Genomic DNA, 20,185 nt, shown 5'->3' on the forward strand with positions numbered 1-20,185 from the left:
ACAGTCTGTCCAAACGGGACGGCCGGGCCGACCGTCAGGCGTGCGCGCCCACGGTCACCGGGCCGATGGTCAGGCGCGGCCTGCCCTCCAGGATCTCCGCCACCCGTTCCACCTGCTCGTCGAGCTCGCGGAGCTGGGCGGCGGTCAGGCCGGACAGCGGTTCGACGGTGACGTCGATCCTGCCGCCGGAGCGCCGCTGGTGCCACACGCCGCGGACCTCGCCGTCCACGAGCAGCACGGGGAAGTTGCCCGCCTGGCCGCCGGCCAGCGCCCGCCGGAAGGCCGGGCCGGGATAGAGCAGCTCGCGCGGGCGGCCCGCGACCAGGTACGCGTCGAAGTACGGCAGCAGCCGCACACCGCGCGGCGGCCCGTCCGGCACCGCCGTGTCCCCCGCCAGCACCTGGGCCGGACGCCCGTCGAACAGCACCTCCTCGGTCTCCACCGACGCGAACCCCTCGGCCGCCCACCGCACCGGCGCCCCGGCCCACTGGGCGAACTGGGCCGGGGTGGCCGGCCCGTACGCGGCCAGGTAGGCCCTGACCAGGCCGGCCCGCCCGTCCGCCGGCACGGGGACGTCCGGCGCGACGCGGTAGGTGACCTTGCGTCCCCTGGCCGGCCCGTACACGAACGCGCCCCGGTGCGCCGCCGTGGCCATCGCCTGCCGCCAGCGCGGCCACATGCCCTGGAACGCCGGCATGACCAGGTCGCCCGCCCACGGCCCGGTGGCGGCGATGACCGCGTCGCTCAGCTCGTCGATCGTCATGTCGGCCACGGACAGCACGTCGCGCACGGCCCGGACGACCTCGTCGGTCTGCTCGGCCGTCATCCGGGCACCCTCGGCCCCGGCGGGCCCGGCGGGCATCGACGACAGGGCGCCCCACCACATGGGCAGCTCGGCCGCCGGGAGCAGGTGCACGGTTCCGCGCGGCCCGTGCGTCTTGACCAGGGCCTGCTCGCCCCACAACGCCTCGCGCACGTGGAGGCGGGTGACGCCGTCGAGGCGCAGGCCGATCGAGAGCTCGGCCGCCGACATGACCTGGGCGTGCGCCCCGCACATGGCGGCCACGACGGCGGCCTGGCCCTTGTCCGCGGCGGGGGCGGCCAGGTGGGCGCGCTCCAGACGCCGCGCGCTGACCTGCGGCCACGACAGTTCGATCACGAATTCCTCCTCGATGCGTTCCCCTTCACCGTAGGAGGTGATGCGGCAAGGTTCGTTCCTCATTCCCCCCGCGACGAAAGATCCGATCATAAGCAGAGCACGAAAGGGATTCAGGGGCTGTTTCAGCCTCACTTGGCGAGTACAGGCGTTGATAGATCGGATGAAACGTGACCTCGGCGTGATCGTCTTCACCGGAGGGGTTGGCCACAATGAGGGCCATCCCCCGACTGGAGGCCCTTGTGCGCCATGGCAAGCCCTGGCGGCTGCTCCTCGCGGCGGCTCTCGCCGCGACCGGACTGACCGCCCTCACCCCAGCCTCCGCCAACGCGGCCGGCACCGTCTTCCACGTCTCCCCCGACGGCGACGACAGCGCCGCCGGCACCGAGGCGGCGCCGTTCAGGACGATCGCGCGCGCCCAGCTCGCCGTGCGCGCGGCCCTGACGTCCGCGCAGGAGCCGCCCCGGGTACGGGTCCGCGGCGGCGTCTACCACCTCGCCGAGCCCCTCACCTTCACCCCCGCCGACTCCGGCGCCGTCTACGAGGCGGCCCCCGGCGAGCAGGTCGTGCTCAGCGGCGGACGCCGGCTGACCCCCGCCTGGACCCCGTACCAGGGCGCGACCCTGGTCGCCGACATCGGTCCGGGGCTCGACTTCGACGAGCTGTTCCTCGACGGCACGCGGCAGGTCCTGGCCCGCTACCCCAACGCCGACCCCACGGTCGCCGTGCTCGACGGGTACGCCGCCGACGCGATCTCCCCCGAACGGGTCGCCCGCTGGAAGAACCCGACGACCGCGCTGGTCCGCGGGCTGCACCAGGGCGAATGGGGCGGGAACTCCTTCAAGGTGACCGGCGTCGCCCCCGGCGGCGACCCGATCCTGAAGTGGGTCGGCGACAACAACCGGGGCGACGGCCTGCACCCGCAGAAGCGCATGGTCGAGAACGTCCTGGAGGAGCTGGACGCCCCCGGCGAGTGGTTCTACGACAAGGACGCCGGCCGCCTCTACCTCCAGCCGCCCGCCGGTCTCGACCCTGCCGAGGCCCGCGTCGAGACCGCCGAACGCGAGGAACTCGTCCGCGTCGTCGGCGACTCGCCGTCCGCGCCGGTGCACGACCTCACCTTCACCGGGTTCACCTTCACCCAGACCCACCGCACGCTGTTCAGCCGCCCGTACGAGAAACTGCAGCTCGGCGACTGGGCGATCGTCCGCGCCGGCGCGGTCTACCTGAAGAACAGCAAGCAGATCACCATCCGCGACGCCCGCTTCGACCAGGTCGGCGGCAACGCCGTCTTCATGGACGGCTACGCCGAGGGCAACGTCGTCTCCGGCGGCGAGTTCCGCGAGTCAGGGGCCAGCGACGTCGCCATCGTCGGCTCGCCGGCGGCCGTCCGCGAGCCGTCCACCTGGGACGACATGCGCCGCACGATCACCGACACCACGCCGGGCCCGAAGACCGAGGACTACCCGCGCGACATCACCGTCAGCGGCAACCACATGACCCGCAACGGCCGGTTCGAGAAGCAGAGCTCCGGCGTGCAGATCTCGATGAGCCGCCGGGTCACGGTCTCCGGCAACACCGTGCACGACGGCCCGCGCGCCTGCGTCAACATCAACGACGGCACGTGGGGCGGGCACGTCATCGAGGACAACGACATCTTCGACTGCGTCAAGGAGACCTCCGACCACGGGCCGATCAACTCCTGGGGCCGCGACCGGTTCTGGCCGCTGACGGCCGGCGACGCCCAGAAGAAGGCGTACGCCAAGCTCGACGCGACGGAGACGACGAAGATCCGGCACAACCGGATCCGGCACTCCTCCCAATGGGACATCGACCTCGACGACGGCTCCTCCAACTACGAGATCACCGGGAACCTGCTGCTCAACGGCGGGGTGAAGCTGCGCGAGGGCTTCCACAGGACCGTGCGCGGCAACGTCTTCGTCAACGGCGGCGGCCACTTCCACGTCTCCTACGAGAACAACGGCGACGTCGTCGAGAAGAACATCTTCGTCACCGACGACCCCTACGACTTCATCCAGAGCGACCCGTCCACCTCCGGGACCGTCTACGACGACAACCTGTTCTGGAACAACGGCAGACCCGTCGCCGACATCACCGCCGCCTGGCGGGCCCGCGGGCTCGACACCCGCTCGGTCGTCGCCGACCCGCTGTTCGAGGGGCCGAGCCCGTACGCCGACCCGGCCAAGCTCGACTACACGCTCAAGGCCGGCTCCCCCGCCCTGACGCTGGGCTTCCAGCCGTTCCCGATGACCGGCTTCGGCAGGCCCGGCGCGCCCACGCCGCCGCCGCTCACCTGGCGCGAGCCCGAGACCGGCATGACGATCGGCAACCTGGCCGAGCCGCTCATGGGCGCCACGGCCACCGAGATCCACAGCGACGAGGTGAAGTCCTCGGTCGGGCTCACCGACTACGACGGCCTGTTCCTGGCCGCCGTCCCGGCCGGGTCCCACGCCCACGGGCAGGGGCTGCGCACCGGCGACGTGATCAGGGAGATCGCGGGTACCAAGGTCACCGACCGCGACAGCTTCTGGAAGGTCTACAACCGCACGCCCGCCGGGCGTCCGGTGGCGCTGAAGGTCTGGCGGGCGCAGGCGCTGACGGACGTGAGCCTGACCAAGGCGTACGGCGTGGAGACCATCGACAACGTCTCCGGCGTCACCTACACCGGCCAGGGCTGGGACTGGAAGAACGACCGGCGCGGCGGCGCGGGCTCGACCCTCGACGACCTGCACGCCACCCAGAACGACGGCGACTCCTTCGAGCTGGCCTTCCACGGCACCGGCGTCGAGTACGTCGCCCAGGTCAACTCCGACGAGGGCAAGGTCGACCTCTACCTGGACGGCAAGCTCGACGCCACGATCGACAACAGCAACCCGACCCGGGTGTACCAGAAGGTCGTCTACCGCAAGACCGGGCTCGCGCCGGGCCCGCACACGCTCAAGGGCGTCAAGAAGGACGGCTCGTACTTCATCGTGGACGGCTTCAAGATCCACTCCGCTCCCGCGACCGAGGACGGCGAGGCGCCGGTGACGACCGCGTCCGGGGTGCCCTCCGGCTGGTCGGCCGAGCCCGTCACCGTGGTCCTGACCGCCGCCGACGCGGGCTCCGGCGTCGAGCGCACCGAGTACCGGCTCGGCGACGGAGCCTGGCAGCCCTACACGGCCCCCGTGCGGGTGGACCGCGAAGGGGAGAGCGTGCTCGCCTTCCGCAGCGCCGACCGGGCGGGCAACGTCGAGGAGCCCAGGACGGTCACCGTCCGGATCGACGCGACGGCCCCCACGCTGACCGTCACGCCGGACCCCGCCCGGCTGTGGCCGCCGAACCGCAGGCTGGTCCCGGTGCGGGTCGCGCTGAAGGCGTCCGACGCCGGGCCCGTCACCGTCACCCTGGTCTCGGTCACCAGCTCCCAGGGCGACGCCGCGGACGACGTCCGCGGGGCCGACCCCGGCACCGACGACACCGCCTTCGCGCTGCGCGCCGAGCGGGACGGCGCCGAGGACCGGGTGTACACGGTCACGTACCGGGCGGTCGACCGGGCGGGCAACGCCACCGAGGCCCGCACCCGGATCACCGTGGGACGCGTCGGCTAGGTCGCGGACGGGCCGGCCCGCCTTGAGCCGGCCCGTCCGACTTCCGGTGTCATGCGCATGGCGGGCATCCTGTCAGGGCAGGACCCCGCCATGACGTCTGCGCGAGACTTCGGCGGCGGGTCCGGGATTTTCCGCCGCAAACCGGTAGAACAGATCGCCACCGAGCACGAAGGTGAGCTCAACCGCGTGCTCGGGCTCTGGCAGCTCACCGCGATCGGGGTGGGCGGCATCATCGGCGCCGGCATCTTCGCGCTCGCCGGCGCCGTCGCCAACCAGACCGCCGGGCCCGCCGTCGTGATCTCCTTCCTGATCGCGGGCATCGCCAGCGCCGCCGCCGCGTTCTCCTACGCGGAGTTCACCGGCATGATCCCGAAGGCCGGATCGGCGTACACGTACGGCTACGCGGTGCTCGGCGAGATCGTCGGCTGGTTCATCGGCTGGGACCTGCTGCTGGAGTACACCGCCATCGTCGCGGTCGTGGCGATCGGCATCTCGGGCTACTTCGGCTTCCTCCTCGGCCAGCTCGGCATCGACCTGCCCGCCTGGATGCTCGGCGCGCCGGGCACCGGCCCGGGGCACGTCGTCGACCTGTTCGCCGGGATTCTGTGCCTGTTCATCGCGTTCCTGCTCAACCTCGGGATGCGGTCGGCCGCCCGGTTCGAGACGTTCGTCGTCATGATCAAGGTCGCGGTGGTGCTGCTGGTGATCGTGGTGGGCTTCTTCTACATCCGCACCGAGAACTACACGCCGTTCTTCCCCTTCGGGTTCGGCGGGGCGGTGACCGGCGCGGCCACCGTGTTCTTCGCCGTCTTCGGCTACGACGCGATGAGCACGGCCGCCGAGGAGTCGAAGGACGCCCAGCGGCACATGCCCAAGGCCATCCTGTACTCCCTGGCCATTTCGATGGTCCTGTACGTGCTGGCCTGCCTCGTCCTCACCGGCATGCAGAACTACCAGGACATCGACCCCGAGAGCGGCTTCTCCTCGGCGTTCGCGTCCGTCGGGCTGTCGGGACTGGCCAGCGTGATCGCGGTCGGCGCCATCGTCGGCATCCTGACCGTCATGTTCACGTTCATGCTCGGCGTGACCCGCGTGTGGTTCGCGATGAGCCGCGACGGGCTGCTGCCGTCCTGGTTCGCCAAGCTCCACCCCGTACGGCACGTGCCGGTCAGGGTGACCTGGATCGTCGGCGTCGCCTCGGCGCTCATCGCCGGGTTCCTGCCGATCAGGGAGGCGGCGGAGCTGACCAACATCGGCATCCTGCTGGCCTTCGTGGTGGTCTGCGCGGCGGTGATCGTGCTGCGCTACCGGCGTCCCGACCTGCCGCGCGGGTTCCGCATGCCGGGCATGCCGGTGGTGCCGGCGATCGGGGTGCTCTTCTCCATCTGGCTGATCACGTTCCTGGAGCCGCTGACCTGGCTCAGGTTCGTCGTGTGGTTCCTGATCGGGCTGGTGATCTACTTCGCCTACGGGCGCCGCCACTCGGCGCTGAACCGCCGCGACTGACGTGCCGCCTCAGTTCGTGTCCTGGTAGACCGTGGGCCCGATGGCCCTGTACGCCGCCTTCGAGGCGTCCTTGAGCCAGGGCCGGGTGCTGGTGGCGTTGGCGCGGTTGGTGTAGACGGCCATGGTGTGCAGCAGGTAGCGGTGGGTGTACCCGACCCATCCCCAGGTCTGGGCCCTGCTCCAGCTCGTCGAGTGGCACAGCCCGGAGCCGGGGCCCTTCCTCGGGCACACGATCCCCCAGGCGTCGGCGTAGGCGTCGTCGAGGCGCGCGTACGCGGTGTCGGCCCGGCCGTCGTTCTTCAGCGGCACGACCCACACCGAGACCATGATGCGCTTGTTCGCCGGCGCGCCCGGGTTCACGTACGAGCCCTTGACCATCTTGGAGCAGCGCGCCTTGCGCAGCACCGAGCGGACGTTGGCCGCGTGGTAGGCGTCCGGGCACTTGTCCACGCCGCTCGACCGGAGGGTGTAGCGCACGCCCTTGGCCGTGGTGAAGGAGCGGGGCAGCAGGGCGCTCGGCGTCAGCGGGGTCGGGTCGGTGTCCTGGCGGTCGAGGTCGCCGGGGTCGAACGGCTCGTCGGTGGGCAGGTCGAGCGTGGGCGTCTCCGTGGGTGGGTCGGTGGGGGTCGCCGTCGGCTGCTCGCTGGGGCCCGGGGTGACTGAGGACGGCGACGGCCAGGGCGTCGGGACGGTGGCGACGGGCGGGCCGGAGGACGCCGCGGTCAGCAGGCTCTCCCCGCTTCCCCGGTCAAGACCCTTCACCGCCGACACCACGACCACCGCCCCCACCACGGCAAGCACCACACCGATCACCCCGACCCCGGCCCCGAGTCCGACCTTCATCCCGGTGCTGAGCCCGCTGCCGGACGGAGGCGGTGGCATCTGCCCTGGCCGCATCGGCCCCGGCGGCACCGGGCCAGGCGGCACCGGACCACGCGGAGGCCCGAGGCCGGCCGATGGCCCGAAAGCAGGCGACGGTCCCAACGCGGGCGGCGGCCCCTGGGAGGGTGGCGGCCCCTGGGAGGGTGGCGGTCCAAGCGCGGACGGCGGTTCGGGGGCAGACGGCGATCCGAACGCGGGCAATGGCCCAAAAGCAGGCGACGGTCCCGACGCGGGCGGTGATCCGAGGGCGGACGGTGGTTGGAGGGTGGGCGGTGATCCCGGAGCGGGTGGCGGTTCGGGGGTGGGTGGCGGGTTGGTGGTGGGGAGCGGGTTGGTGGTGGGGGTGGGGAGCGGTTTGGGGGTGGGGGTGGTTGAGGATGCGGCTTGGCGCAGTTCCTTCGCCCACTGCTCCGGGCGGGGACGCTGGTCCGCAGGGCCGCCGAGCGCCGCCGTCGCGAGGTCGGCGAGCCCGGGGCCGACGGCGGCCAGCCGGCCGGGGTCCGTGGAGGTCCGGTCGCGGGCCAAGAGCCGGACGGCCAGCAGCGCGAACTTGTAGGCGTCCGTCTGCGGGGTGCCTTTGGGCTCGTCGGCGGGGAGCTGCCAGCCGGGCGTCTCGACCTGCGGTAACGCCTCCGTCCCGGCCAGCCGCATCGCGTCGCAGCCGATGAGGAAGCACTCCGGGGAGCCCTCCGTGGCGAACAGCAGGCTCGTGGGCGACAGGTCCCCCACGACGATGTCCATCGCGTGCAGACGGGCCAGCGTGTCGGCCAGGTCGGCCAGCAACAGCAGACGGTCGCGCTCGCCGACCCGCGGGCCGACGTGCGGGCCGGTGCCGACGGCGTAGGCGTTGTCGTCGAGCAGGAGGTTCATCGTGGCAGGGCGGTGTTCGGTGCCTGACGGCGTCTGCCTGGCGAAGGAGAACCGGTGGGGCACCGACCGCATGAGGAAGCCGCAGACCACCCCGCCGGACTCGACGACCTCGGCGGGCCAGGCGGTCCTGTCGCACAGCCAGGCAGCGTCCCATCCGGAAAGCCGGCCGATCAGCCCGGCCATCTCGGCGAGCACGCCGGCGTCGAGGCCGGGCAGGACGGCGGGGTCGTACTCCTTGTAGACGACGTCCCACTGGCCGTTGATCCGGCGGCCGGGCACCTCGTGGACCGTCCCCCGGCCTCCCTGCCCGAGACGCCGGCCGAGAACGAGGTCCGCCCGGTCCACCCGGTCCGCGCCGCCCATGGGACCTCCCGTCGGGCCGCTCATCGGGCCGCGTCCCTCGGCCACGGGGCGAGCAGCGTCCGGTCGTCGTCGAGATGTCGGAGGGCAGCGGTGAGATCGGGGGCCGGACGGCCCTCGTCGGGCTGGGCGTGGACGGCCCACACCGAAGCGCGGCACGCCTTCGACGCCCCGACCGTCGAGGCGGACGCGCCGGGCAGCCCGGCGTCGGGGCACGCGTCGCCCTGCGGGCGCGGCGGCTCCGACCCGAACGACCCGAACGGCCTGAACGAGCCGAACGGCCTGAACGAGCCGAACGGCCTGAACGAGCCGAATGGCCCGAACGGCTCGAACTCCGGGCCGGGCATGTCGACCGCGACCCGCCCCCAGGCGCGGATCCCGCCTGCCTGCTCCGGTGCGTGCTGCACGTGCCCTCCTGCGTCCGTACGCGGTGTCAGACCTCGTCGATCGCCGGCCGGAACCGGTCGGGCCGGTTCACCACGGGCCGCGGGTCGCCCTGCGCCACGGACGGCGGCCCGTGGCGGGTCCGTCGTCGGTGAGCCGTGCGTCCCCCGCCCTTCGAGCCCGCCCTTTTTCGGAGGATATCAGCGTCCATTTGATGAAGATCAAGGACTTGCGGACCCGGAGCTCCCGGTGCGCCCGGCATACCGTGGCGTTATGGAAATTTGTGAGCTGTTCGCCTGACGACCTTGGGTGGCAAGTTTAATCAAGCCCCAGCCAAAGGGCTCCTTCGATCCCCACACCCCCGGGGACATGTGAGAGGAGTCACCCAGAGTGAACAGCACGTTCAAGTCGGGCGCCATCGCCATGTTGGCGGCGGCGGCCCTGGCCGTCCCGATGACGGGCGCCGCCGGCGCCACGTCGAAGGCACACTTATCCACCACGCCATCCAGCACGGCATCCAGCACGGGATCCATCGCGGCGACCACCGTCGCCCGGACCGAACCGCCGGCGTTCGCGCCCGCGGACCCAAAGTCGCGCGACCGCGCGAAAGTGAACGCCGACGCGGCACTCGCCGCCGACGCCGGACGCCTGCACAAGGGCTCCGGCGACGCCTTCACTCTCTCGGCCAACGTCGCCGGAACCTACGGCCTGCAATATCTGACCTACGAACGCACGTACAAGGGCCTGCCCGTCTTCGGCGGCGAGGTCGTCGTCGGCACCGACCGGGCCGGACAGGTGATCCAGCAGGTGGTCACCGGCCAGACCGCGAAGATCGACCTCGGGGTCAAGCCGTCGGTGACGGGCAAGCAGGCGTCGGCCACCGCCCGAGCCCTCCTGCCGGACGTGGACGAGGTGTCCGCGGCCAAGCTGGTCGTCCACGCGACCACCGCCACGCCCAGGCTGGCCTGGCAGGTCCAGGTCACCGGACGGACGGCCACCGGCAGGCCCAGCATCCTCGACGTGTTCGTGGACGCGCGGTCCGGCTCGCTGATCGACAAGTTCGACAAGGTGCGGGAGGGCACCGGCCGCGGCTACTACGACGGCACGGTGACGATCGACACCAGCGGGTCCGCCGGCTCGTACCGGATGGTGGACACCACCAGGCCCGGCCTCCAGTGCGGCGGCCAGGGCGGGACGGCCTACACCAAGAGCACCGATTCCTGGGGCAACGGGTCGGGCACCGACCTGGAGACGGCCTGCGTGGACGCGCTGTACGCCGCCCAGATGGAATGGAACATGCTGCGGGACTGGCTGGGCCGCAACGGCCACAGCGGGAACGGCCGGTCCTTCCCCATCCGCGTCGGCCTCAACGACGTCAACGCGTTCTGGAACGGCTCGTACACCACCTTCGGCCACAACCAGGCCGGCAATCAGCAGGCCACCCCGATGGACGTCGTCGGCCACGAGTTCGGCCACTCCGTCTTCACCAACACCCCCGGCGGCGACAGCGGCAACAACGAGGTCGGCGGCCTGAACGAGTCCACCGGCGACATCTTCGGCGCGCTGACCGAGGCGTACGCCAACAACCCGAACGACCCGCCGGACTACCAGGTGGGCGAAGAGGTCAACCTCGTCGGGAACGGCCCGATCCGGTACATGTACAACCCGTCCCAGGTGGGCGACCCCAACTGCTACAGCACCGCGATCCCCACCACCGAGGTGCACGCGGCGGCCGGTCCGCAGAACCACTGGTTCTACCTGCTGGCCGAGGGCAACAACCCCGGCGGCGGCAAGCCGAGCAGCCCGATCTGCCAGGGCGGACCGTCCTCGGTGACCGGCATCGGCATCCAGAAGGCCGGCAAGATCTTCATGGGCACACTGCAGGCCAAGACCCAGCCGTGGACCCACGCCAAGGCGCGGGTGGCCTCGCTCAACGCCGCCAAGTCGCTGTTCCCGAACAGCTGCGTGGAGTTCAACGCGGTCAAGGCCGCCTGGGACGCCGTGAGCGTCCGGGCCACCAGCGACCCGAGCTGCGTGGCCAACCCGGACACCTTCTCGTTGCAGGTCAGCCCCGGCTCCGGCGCGGCCGACCCGGGCGGCTCGGCCTCCACCACCCTGACCACGGTGACGACCGGCGGCAACCCCCAGCAGATCCAGCTCAGGACGGGGACGCTCCCGGCCGGCGTGACCGCGACCTTCAACCCGGCCACCATCCAGTCGGGACAGTCGTCCACGCTGACCCTCAACGTGGCGGCGAACGCGGCTCCCGGGGCGTACACCGTGCAGGTGATCGCTCAGGGCACGGCCCAGACGCAGACACAGAACTACTCGCTCACCGTCAACCGGCCCATCCCCGACCAGTTCTCGCTGGCGCTCAGCCCGGCGTCCGGGTCCGTGGACGCGGGCGGCAGCACCGCCTCGACCCTGACCACCACGACGACGAGCGGCAACGCCCAGCAGATCCAGCTCAGGACGGGGACGCTCCCGACCGGCGTGACCGCGACCTTCAACCCGGCCACCATCCAGTCGGGACAGTCGTCGGCGCTGACGATCGCGACGGCGTCCACCGTGCCGGCCGGGACGTACACCCTCCAGGTGATCGCCCAGGGCACGGCCCAGACGCAGACCGCGAACTACACCCTGACGGTCTCCCGTCCCGGTGACCCGGACGCGTTCTCCGTCCGGCTCGACCCGGAGGCGGGCACCGCGACGGCCGGGAGCACCGCGGCCACCACGGTGAACACGGCGACGACCGGCGGCCAGCCGCAGCAGGTCACGCTGTCTGCCACCAAGCTGCCGAACGGCGTCACCGTGGCCTTCGACCCGGCCACGATCCAGTCGGGCCAGTCGTCCAGGCTAACCTTCACCGTCGCCTCGACGGCGAAGAACGGCACCTACCCGATCACGGTGACGGCCGCCGGCACCGCCCAGACGCAGACGGCGAGCTACGCGCTCACGGTCACCGGCGGCACGCCGGCGGGCGACTTCACCGTCGCCGCCGACCCGTCGTCGGCCACCGTCACGGCGGGCGGGACGGCGACCACCACGCTGAGCACACAGGTCACCACCGGCCGGCCGATCCCGCTGACGCTGGCGGCCGACGGCGTGCCGCCGGGCGCGACCGTGACGTTCAGCCCGGCGTCCATCAACTCGGGCGAGTCGTCCACGGTGACGGTGACCACGTCGGCCGGCACGCCGGCGCAGACGTACACGATCACCCTCAACGCGAACGGCGCCGCCAGCCACGGCACGTCGTTCTCGCTGACGGTGAACGGTGGCGGCGGCGGTGACACCTGGCAGGAATGGCACGCCTACAACGCCGGCGACGAGGTCACCTACCAGGGTGTCCGCTACCGCTGCGTGATCGCCCACACCTCGCAGCCGGACTGGACGCCCGACGTCGTACCGGCTCTCTGGCAGCGGATCGGATGACGATCCGCCCGGCGCCCCGCAACCCGGGGGGTGACTGAGGGCCGGAACGGAGGGGGTCCACCCGGACCCCCTCCGTTCTGGTTTCCCACTGTTTGATCACGTACGTGGCCCTTCAGTAGGGTGGGCGCCTCGGTCGCCTGTCCTGGGTGGGAGTGCCCGTGCGCCGCTACCGTTTCGGCCTCGTCGCGATGCCCGTCGCGGTGGCCTACGTGGTCCTTGTCCTCGGCCTCGGCGTCTTCTCGCTGGTCACCCATGAGGTTTCCCCGCTCTGGTTCGCCGTCGTCCGCGGGTGGGCCATGGACCCGCCCGACTCCTGGTGGCTCGTGCCGGTGCTGGTGCTGGTCGGCGCGGTGCAGGGCTGGGTCTACTGGCAGATGCTGCGCGGGCCCCGGCGCGGTGCGCGACCGGCCGCCGACCGCCGGATCGCCCTGCTGCGCGCCGTCCTTTACGTCGACGTCGCCCTCTCCCTGCCGCCCTTCTCGCTTCTGTACTCCTTGCCGGAGCCGTACGCCGGCTGGGTGTCGGTCGCCGTGCTGCTCGTCCAGGGGGTGGCCGGAGCGCTCACCGCCGAGCGTTCCTCGATGCGCGATCCGTCCGGTGACCTGCCGCTGTATCCCGACGGCCTGTTCGTCACCGACCCGGGGGAAGGGCTCGCCTTCGGGCTCTCGCCGCTGTGGTTCAGCGCGGCCCTTCTCGCCGCCGCCGGCGTCCTGGTGCTGCTGTACGCCTCCCGCGAACGGGCCGGATGACAGCCGGTCATAACTTTCGCCGCGTTCCCTGCGTCAAACACACCATGAGACGCTTCACCACCGCCACGCTCGTGGCCGGGCTGTTGCTGGCGGGCGGGGCCGCCCCCGCGATGGCCGGCCAGTCCTCGCCCGTCCGCCGCTGCTCGGCCGCCCAGCTCCAGGTGCGCCTGGGCACGATCGACGCCGGCGCCGGCAACAGGAACGCGCCGCTGGTGTTCACCAACAGCTCACGCACCACCTGCACGCTGTACGGCCACCCCGGCCTGATCATGATCGACAAGCAGGGCGACGCCCTCCGCACCCGCGTCCGCCGCGCCGCCGGGACCAAGCACCAGGTGACGGTCAAGCCGGGCGGCAGCGCCAGTACGACGCTGCACTGGACGGTCGTCGAGACCGGCGACGAGACCCACTGCCCGAGCCCGGCCCGCCTGCTGGTCATCCCGCCGGACGAGCAGTCGTACGTCAACGTCCCGTTCGACGCCGGCCAGGTGTGCGACGGCGGACGGCTCGACGTCAAGCCACTGGCCTGACGTCCGGGGGGCCGGTCAGCGCAGCCAGTTGACGACGACCGTCAGCACGATCGACAGCAGCAGCGAGATCAGGATCATCGCCAGGCAACCGATCCAGCCGCCCAGCGGTCGCACGTCCCAGCCCCCGAACCTCATCCCCGGCCCCTACCCCTGGCGGCCGGGGTCGTATCCCGGCCGGCGCGGGCGTCAGAGACCGGCGACGAAGTCGAGGGCGACGGCCCAGGCGCGTTCGGCCGCCGGGGCGTCGTGGTCGGGCAGGCCGGGGTCGGTGAACAGGTGGCCGACCCCCGGATACCGGAAGACCTCCACGTCGGCCCCCGCCCGGCGCATCTGGAGATACCAGGCGTTGAGCCAGTCGACCGGCTCGTAGAAGTCTGGGTCGGCGACGTGGAGCTGCACCGGCAGGTCGTCGGCGGTGGCGCCCTCGGCCATGTCGGAGGTGCCGTGCATGAGCAGCAGCCCCCGGGCGCGCTCGTCGCCCAGGGCGAGGTTCTGGGCGATGGCCGCGCCGAGGGAGAAGCCCGCGTACACCAGGCCGTCGCCGGACAGCGGGGCCGCCGCCGCGATGGCCCGCTTCAGCAACTCCTCGCTGCCGATCTCCTCCTTGATCGCGATGCCCTCCTCGGACGTGTCGACGACGCGCCCGTCGTACAGGTCGGGGACGTGCACCTCGTGCCCCGCCTCCCGGAGCCTGTCGGCCGCCTGGTGGACGGCGGGCCGCAGGCCGTACATCGAATGCAGGAGGAGAATCCGCGCCATACGCGCAGCTTAGCGACCCCGAGCGCCCGCGGGACGCGTGCCCCGGCGGGTCAGGCGTCCTGGCCGGACGGTCCGCAGGGGCGTCCCGGACCCGCCGAGCGGTCACCTGAAGATCGTATGACGAAACCTCTTTCCTGCAACCAGCTTCGCCCCTAATCTTGGTGCTGGGGCGGCTCGATGCCGTTCCGACCGGCCAGGCCCACTTGGGGAACAACAGATGTCCGTCGCCCAGACGTACCTTGCCGTCGCCACCGAGCCGCCATGTCCGTGCTCGACATGACCTGCCGGCCGGTCCCGGCCGGCGTGCTGCTCACGGTCTCCGGCGAGCTCGACGCCACCAACGCCGATCGACTGGAGTCCGCCATCCGCGACGCCCGTCGACCCGGCCGATCCCTGGTCCTCGACCTGGGCGAGCTCACCTTCATGGACAGCAGCGGTCTGCACGTGCTGCTGCGGGCGCACGACGACGTCCGCGGCGCGGGCGGCTGCCTGCGCCTGGCCGCCGTACGGGACATCCCGGCCCGCATCCTGCAGATCACCGGGGTGTGGGACGTGCTGCACATCCATGCCTGCGTGGACGAGGCCGTCGCAGCGGCCCGGGGCGCCTCGCCCGATCGACTGCCGGATGATGTGGAGCGGTTGTGATGCACCTGGCCAGCAGCTACCTGCCGGGGATCACGGTGGTCACGGTGGCCGGCGAGGTCGACGCCACCGCCTCCGGCCATCTGGAGGCCTACCTCGACCAGGTACGCCGCAGCCTGGACGAGCACCTGATCTTCGACGTGAGCCGGCTGGCGTTCCTGGACAGCTCCGGCCTGTCCGTCCTGCTCGCCGCCGCCACGCTGGCCCGCGCGCACGGCGTGGACGTGCACCTGGCGGGCCTCCGGCCCACGGTGGCCCGGCTGCTGGAGATCACCGGCACCGTGGAGCTCGTGACGATCCACGACCACGTCACCCGGGCCGTCGCCGCAGTGGAGGCGCTCCGGGACGCCAGGGCCGGGGCGCTCGAAGCCGCCGGCCCCACCGAAGCCGTCTGACGTCCTGGTGGCCGGCAGGTGTCAGCGCCGGCCGCCGAACTCCCAGTCGTGCACCTCGATGTCGGCGTACCGGCCGGCGGTGAGGACGGCGCGGGCCGCGTCCGCGTCGGGCGCCCGGACCAGCAGGGCGGTGCCGACCCAGGTGGCGCCGTCGTCGGACAGCAGCGGCCCGTACGCGATCAGCTCGTCGCCGCCGGCCGGCGGGACGAGGTCGGCGGGCTGCCCGGAGCCGAGGCCCAGCACCAGATACCGGTTGCCGCCCTCCCGGCCGCCGGGGAACTCCCACATGGTGCGTCCCAGCACGTTGCGCCACCGGCGTACCAGCACGTCGCGGTAGACGCCGGCCTGGCAGTTGGGCTCGTCGAAGGCGAACGCCCGCACGGAGGCGAGGTCGGGCAGGTCGACGATGTGCACGCTGCCGGTGGCCGTGTCGGTGTCGCGGTCGAAGGTCGGGCCGCGGGCGATCAGCTCGGCCTCGTAGCGGTCCATGTAGGACCAGTGCGCCTCGACCAGTTCCGCGCGCAGGGCGCCCGAGTCAGGACGGTCACGGTGATAGCAGAAGAACTCCATGCGGAGAGTACCTACCACAGATCATCTCCCAGTCCGGGCGGCTCAGCCCAGCAGCTGCTCGACGAGGTCGGCGGCGCGGGCGGTGCCGCCCTCGGCCCGTGCCTCGGCCTGAAGGCGCGTCAGGCGGCGGGCCACCTCCGGGTCGGCGGTCAGCTCGCCGAGGGCGGCGCGCAGGGTCTCGGCCGTGGCGTCCGGGGTGTCGATGCGGCGGGCCACGCCCAGCTCCACGAGCCGGTCGGCGTTGGCGAACTGCTCGGCGCCCTGCGGCACGGCGATCATCGGCACACCGGCCAGCAGCCCCTCGCAGCAGCCGCCCATGCCCGCGTGGGTGACGAACGCGTCGGCCTGGTCGAGGATCGCCCGCTGCGGCACCCACGGGTGCACCTCGACGTTGGACGGGATCTCGCCCAGCTCCGCCGCGTCGGTGTACCTGCCGATCTGCAGGACGACGTGCCACCCCGGCAGGTCGCCGAAGGCCGCCAGGCACTGGCGGTAGAACTCCGGCTGACGGGTGTAGGCCGACCCCAGGGAGACCAGCAGGACGTTCGCGGCGTCACCGGGACGGGTCCAGCCGCCCTGCTGCCCGCGCGGGTCGTGGCAGGGGCCGACGTAGGTCACGGTGCCGGTGTCGACCCGGTCGGCCTGCGGCTGCATCGCCCGCGGGATCAGGGCCAGCGTGTGCGGCGGGCGGCCGGAGAAGGTCTCCACGTCGGTGGTGGAGACGCCGCAGTCGGTGAGCCAGCGGGCGAACCTGGCCAGGTAGGCGTCGGCTCCCGGCAGTCGCCACAGCTGCGCCGCCACCTCCTCGGAGTATCCCTCCCAGGCCACGAACGTCGGCGACAGCTGCATGAGGGGACGGCCCTGCGTCTCGGCCAGGGCCCGCGCGGCGTAGGCGCCGATGTCGTACAGGTAGAGGTCGGCGGGGTCGGCGTCGTAGGCGGCGCGCAGTTGCGGGAGTGCCTGGACGGCGTCGTCCAGGAAGAGGCTCATCGCCGCGACGGGGTCGTCGGGCCACTTGTTGTCGGCGACCGGCAGCGTCGAGGAGCAGGGGACCAGCTCGGCGCCGGTGCCCGTGACCAGCTCGCCGACCGCCGGGTCGTTGGCGTACGTCACCCGGTGGCCGCGCGCCACCAGCTCGCGGACGATCTCCAGGCTGGGCAGGACGTGGCTGACGGCGGGGATGCCGACCATGGCGATGTGGGCGCGGCGGCGGGACATGGACGATCACTCATTTCGGGTTCTACGCGACGTTCGAGCGGTGGAACGGGCGGCGGGCGGGCGGTTCAGGCGCGGCGGGCGCCCGGGGCGGCGGCCTCCAGGTCGGCGACGCTGCCCGACATGATCGTGCGCACGTGCTCGGTGATGTGCTCGGCGGGCCAGTCCCACCAGGCCAGTGCGAGCAGGCGGGCGACGTCGTCGGCGGGGTAGCGGGTGCGGATGAGACGGGCCGGGTTGCCGCCGACGATCCCGTAGTCGGGCACGTCGGAGGTGACCACCGAGCCGGCGCCGATGATCGCGCCGTGGCCGATGCGCACGCCGGGCATCACCGTCGCGCCGTAGCCGAACCAGACGTCGTTGCCGACGACGGTGTCACCGCGGTTCGGCAGGCCGGTGAGCAGGTCGAAGTGGTCGGACCACGAGCCGCCCATGGTGGGGAAGGGGAAGGTCGAGGGGCCGTCCATGCGGTGGTTGGCGCCGTTCATGATGAACCGCACCCCGGTGCCCAGGGCGCAGAACCTGCCGATGACCAGCTTCTCCGGGCCGTAGTGGTAGAGCACGTTGCGGGTCTCGAACGCGGTCGGGTCGTCCGGGTCGTCGTAGTAGGTGTACTCCCCCACCTCGATCAGCGGGGACTTGACCAGTGGCCGCAGCAGCGCCACCCGTGGCTGGCCGGGCATCGGGTGGATGACGGTCGGGTCGGCGGGGGCCTGGGCGTTCATGGATCTTTCCTTCCGCCACTGCTAATGCGACAACTTGTACATTAAGATGGTGTCATGTCGCCGTCCGCCTCGCAAACGGGAAAGGGAGCGATGACGTCCGAGAGCCCGTCGCCCGGTCCGCGCCGCCGTCCGGGTGGCCGTACCGGTCGCATCCGTACGCAGGTTCTCGACGCGGTCCGCGCCGAGCTCGGGGAGCACGGCTACGACGGGCTGACCCTCGACGCCGTTGCGGCCCGCGCGAGCGTGCACCGCGCGACGGTCTACCGGCGCTGGCGGGACGTCGGCGGCCTGCTCGCCGACGTGCTGGAGGCGACGGGCGACGACGACTGGCTGCCCGAGGACACCGGGTCCCTGCTGGGCGACCTGGCCGCGCTCAACCACGAGAACCAGGCGGCCCTGACCGCGCAGCCGTCGATCGCCGCGGCCCTGATCGCCGCCTCTTTCCGTTCCGAGGAGGCCGCCCGCGGGCTACGGCGGCTCTGGGAGGACCGGTACACCCGGTGCGAGGTCATCGTGGGGCGGGCGGTCGAGCGGGGCGAGCTTCCGGCGGACACCGACGCGCAGCGGCTGCTCGTCGCCGCGACCGCGCCGCTCTACCACCACCTGGTGCTCCTTCGCACGCCCCCGGACCCGGACCTCCCGGACCAGGCTGCGCGGACGGCCGTGCTGGCGGCGTCCGCGGGCGCCTTCACCCGTACCGAGCCCGCCTCTTCGCCGGACGCGTGAGGCCGGGTCTCCGCAGGCGGACCGCGGCCGGGTCGAGGCCGTTCCGCTGGGGACGGCGTCCGGTCGCGGTCAGGAGGAGACGGCGACGGGGAGGTGGTGGGTGCGCGGGTCGCCGAGGTGGTCGACGATGAAGGCGGCCAGGTCGGCGCGGGAGGTACGGGCGCCCAGGCGTTCGGTCGCGCCGATCGAGACGCGGGGACGGCCGGCGCCGGGCCTGTCGGTCAGGCCGGTGGGGCGGACGGCCGTCCAGGTGAGCCCGATCCCGGAGAGCGGCTGTTCCATGCGGGCCATGTCGGCGTACGGATGGCGCATGACGTGGTGCAGGACGCGGCCGAAGAGCCGGGCGACGGGCCCCGCGTCGGCGCGGCGGACGAGCCGCGGATGGTCGAGGCCGAGCTCACCGGGACGGCGGGCGATGGCGGTGACGGTGTGTCCGGCCGCCAGGGCGCGTTCGACGACGAGGCGTCCGGTGCGGCCCGTGGCGGCGATGACGGCGAGGGAGGTCATGCGCGGCCTTCCGTGGCGGGTGTCATGGGGCTGGGTCTTCTGTGGCGGGATCTTCCGGGGCTGCGGTTCAGGCGTGGGCGGCGGGCTTGCTGGCGGGCTGGAACTTGAAGGAGATGGCCTCCATGAGGGCCTGGTGCTTGGTGTTCTGGAAGGCCGCGATCTTCCAGTCGCCGTCCGCCTGGCGGACCATCGTGTAGGTCTGGATCTTGTGCAGCTTCCCGGACTTGCCCTTGTAGGTGTCGCCGCGGGTGATCACCAGGGCGGTGTCGGGGCCCGCGAGGCGGATGCCGAGGGTCTCGCTGGCCAGCCTGGTGCCCTTGACGAAGCTGTCGAACAGCGCCTGGTGGGCGTCGCCGATCTCCTGGGCGCCGGTGTAGAGGGTGCCGACGTACGTGATGTAGGTGGCGTCGTCGGTGAACAGGGCCCCGTACGCGTCACCGTCGGCCCGCTGCCAGGCGTCGGCGAGGCGGTCGAGCACGGCGTTGATGGCGGCGGCGTCGGCGGCGGTGAGGGTGTTGTGCATGGTCGTTGCCTTCCTTCAGCAGCTTCTCGGAAGCATTTACTTCTTTGAAGATTTATCTGCACCGAAGAAGAGATTAGAGATGACGCCGACCACTGTCAACACCGGCCGCGTCCCGGCCCCCGCGAAGGAGCGGCTGCTCGATCGCCGACGCGGGCCCGACACGTATGCTTGGCGTTCCATGAGTGAGCAGTTGACGATCGGCGAGCTGGCCGAGCGCACCGGGGTCGCCACTTCCGCTCTGCGCTACTGGGAGGAGCTCGGGCTGATCCCGGAGCCGGAGCGCGTCTCGGGGCAGCGGCGCTATCCGCCGTCGGCGGTCGAGCTGGTCGCCGCGATCCTGCTGCTGCGCGAGGTCGGCCTCACGTTGCGCGAGGTCAAGACGTTCCTCGCGGTCCGGTCCGAGCCGGGCGACGCGTGGCGGGAGCTGTATCGGCGCAAGCTCGACGAGCTGGACGAGCGCATCGCCCGGGCCCAGGTGGCGCGCACCGCCATCGCGCACGGCATGGCGTGCCCGCACGAGAACGTCTTCGAGTGCTCGTCCTTCACCGGCGTGGTCAAGGCGCGGCTGGCGGGGGCGTCCCTGGAAGAGGCTCACCGGCACTGACCGGCCGGGCGTCACGTCGGCGGCGGGTTCCTGTTCCGC

18 protein-coding genes are annotated in these 20,185 nt (G+C 72.1%); 9 read left to right on the forward strand and 9 right to left on the reverse strand.

The window, feature by feature from the left end:
* Positions 1–34 precede the first annotated feature (34 nt).
* Entirely contained in the window at positions 35–1,159 is a 1,125-nt protein-coding gene (locus ACIA8R_RS20585; protein ID WP_364098165.1) for a winged helix DNA-binding domain-containing protein, read from the reverse strand.
* Between the two features lie 239 nt (positions 1,160–1,398).
* Here ACIA8R_RS20585 and ACIA8R_RS20590 point away from each other — a divergent pair, with 239 nt between their 5' ends.
* Positions 1,399–4,767: an OmpL47-type beta-barrel domain-containing protein gene (locus ACIA8R_RS20590; protein WP_397039769.1), complete on the forward strand. Its 3,369-nt coding sequence runs from the start codon at positions 1,399–1,401 to the stop codon at positions 4,765–4,767.
* A gap of 90 nt (positions 4,768–4,857) precedes the next feature.
* The gene (locus ACIA8R_RS20595; RefSeq protein ID WP_397039771.1) at positions 4,858–6,273 is read left to right on the forward strand and encodes an amino acid permease; all 1,416 of its coding nucleotides are present in this window, start codon (positions 4,858–4,860) and stop codon (positions 6,271–6,273) included.
* A gap of 9 nt (positions 6,274–6,282) precedes the next feature.
* Here ACIA8R_RS20595 and ACIA8R_RS20600 read toward each other — a convergent pair whose 3' ends face one another.
* Positions 6,283–8,412, reverse strand: a complete 2,130-nt coding sequence (locus ACIA8R_RS20600; RefSeq protein WP_397039772.1) for a hypothetical protein — start codon at positions 8,410–8,412, stop codon at positions 6,283–6,285.
* Entirely contained in the window at positions 8,409–8,792 is a 384-nt protein-coding gene (locus tag ACIA8R_RS20605) for a hypothetical protein (protein ID WP_397039774.1), read from the reverse strand. Before ACIA8R_RS20605 ends, ACIA8R_RS20600 begins: the two co-directional genes overlap by 4 nt.
* A 367-nt stretch (positions 8,793–9,159) precedes the next feature.
* On the opposite strand from ACIA8R_RS20605, the gene ACIA8R_RS20610 reads away from it, so the two are divergent.
* From ACIA8R_RS20610 to ACIA8R_RS20620, 3 genes are all read left to right on the forward strand, one after another.
* Entirely contained in the window at positions 9,160–12,201 is a 3,042-nt protein-coding gene (locus ACIA8R_RS20610; protein ID WP_397039775.1) for a M4 family metallopeptidase, read from the forward strand.
* 158 nt (positions 12,202–12,359) lie between these two features.
* Positions 12,360–12,950 (forward strand): hypothetical protein, encoded by a 591-nt coding sequence (locus tag ACIA8R_RS20615; RefSeq protein WP_397039777.1) that lies wholly within the window; start codon positions 12,360–12,362, stop codon positions 12,948–12,950.
* 44 nt (positions 12,951–12,994) lie between these two features.
* Positions 12,995–13,480, forward strand: coding sequence for a DUF4232 domain-containing protein (locus tag ACIA8R_RS20620; protein ID WP_397039778.1), 486 nt, complete (start codon positions 12,995–12,997; stop codon positions 13,478–13,480).
* Positions 13,481–13,666: 186 nt separating this feature from the next.
* Here ACIA8R_RS20620 and ACIA8R_RS20625 read toward each other — a convergent pair whose 3' ends face one another.
* The gene (locus tag ACIA8R_RS20625) at positions 13,667–14,239 is read right to left on the reverse strand and encodes a dienelactone hydrolase family protein (RefSeq protein ID WP_357705518.1); all 573 of its coding nucleotides are present in this window, start codon (positions 14,237–14,239) and stop codon (positions 13,667–13,669) included.
* A gap of 261 nt (positions 14,240–14,500) precedes the next feature.
* On the opposite strand from ACIA8R_RS20625, the gene ACIA8R_RS20630 reads away from it, so the two are divergent.
* Positions 14,501–14,884 (forward strand): STAS domain-containing protein, encoded by a 384-nt coding sequence (locus ACIA8R_RS20630; protein WP_357705519.1) that lies wholly within the window; start codon positions 14,501–14,503, stop codon positions 14,882–14,884.
* Positions 14,884–15,276, forward strand: coding sequence for an STAS domain-containing protein (locus ACIA8R_RS20635; protein ID WP_357705520.1), 393 nt, complete (start codon positions 14,884–14,886; stop codon positions 15,274–15,276). Before ACIA8R_RS20630 ends, ACIA8R_RS20635 begins: the two co-directional genes overlap by 1 nt.
* A gap of 21 nt (positions 15,277–15,297) precedes the next feature.
* On the opposite strand, the gene ACIA8R_RS20640 is transcribed toward ACIA8R_RS20635, so the two are convergent.
* The 3 genes from ACIA8R_RS20640 to ACIA8R_RS20650 all read right to left on the reverse strand — a co-directional run bounded on the left by ACIA8R_RS20640 (position 15,298) and on the right by ACIA8R_RS20650 (position 17,786).
* A complete protein-coding gene (locus ACIA8R_RS20640; protein WP_397039780.1) occupies positions 15,298–15,864 on the reverse strand; it encodes a YciI family protein in 567 nt (188 codons plus the stop codon).
* 24 nt (positions 15,865–15,888) lie between these two features.
* Positions 15,889–17,064, reverse strand: a complete 1,176-nt coding sequence (locus ACIA8R_RS20645; protein WP_397039781.1) for a macrolide family glycosyltransferase — start codon at positions 17,062–17,064, stop codon at positions 15,889–15,891.
* 65 nt (positions 17,065–17,129) lie between these two features.
* On the reverse strand, positions 17,130–17,786 hold the full coding sequence (locus tag ACIA8R_RS20650) for a CatB-related O-acetyltransferase (RefSeq protein ID WP_397039783.1): 657 nt from the start codon (positions 17,784–17,786) through the stop codon (positions 17,130–17,132).
* A gap of 90 nt (positions 17,787–17,876) precedes the next feature.
* Between ACIA8R_RS20650 and ACIA8R_RS20655 the strand changes: the two genes are divergently transcribed.
* Positions 17,877–18,512 carry a TetR/AcrR family transcriptional regulator gene (locus ACIA8R_RS20655; RefSeq protein ID WP_397039784.1) on the forward strand — a complete coding sequence of 212 codons (636 nt, stop codon included), beginning with the start codon at positions 17,877–17,879 and terminating at the stop codon, positions 18,510–18,512.
* A gap of 69 nt (positions 18,513–18,581) precedes the next feature.
* Here the strand turns inward: ACIA8R_RS20655 and ACIA8R_RS20660 are convergent, their stop codons facing one another.
* A complete protein-coding gene (locus ACIA8R_RS20660; protein WP_397039786.1) occupies positions 18,582–19,019 on the reverse strand; it encodes an NAD(P)-dependent oxidoreductase in 438 nt (145 codons plus the stop codon).
* Between the two features lie 67 nt (positions 19,020–19,086).
* On the reverse strand, positions 19,087–19,542 hold the full coding sequence (locus tag ACIA8R_RS20665; RefSeq protein WP_397039787.1) for an SgcJ/EcaC family oxidoreductase: 456 nt from the start codon (positions 19,540–19,542) through the stop codon (positions 19,087–19,089).
* 178 nt (positions 19,543–19,720) lie between these two features.
* Between ACIA8R_RS20665 and ACIA8R_RS20670 the strand changes: the two genes are divergently transcribed.
* The gene (locus tag ACIA8R_RS20670; protein ID WP_397039789.1) at positions 19,721–20,146 is read left to right on the forward strand and encodes a MerR family transcriptional regulator; all 426 of its coding nucleotides are present in this window, start codon (positions 19,721–19,723) and stop codon (positions 20,144–20,146) included.
* Positions 20,147–20,185: the final 39 nt, after the last annotated feature.

It is taken from the genome of Nonomuraea sp. NPDC051191 (genome assembly GCF_044455665.1).
Lineage (GTDB): Bacteria > Actinomycetota > Actinomycetes > Streptosporangiales > Streptosporangiaceae > Nonomuraea.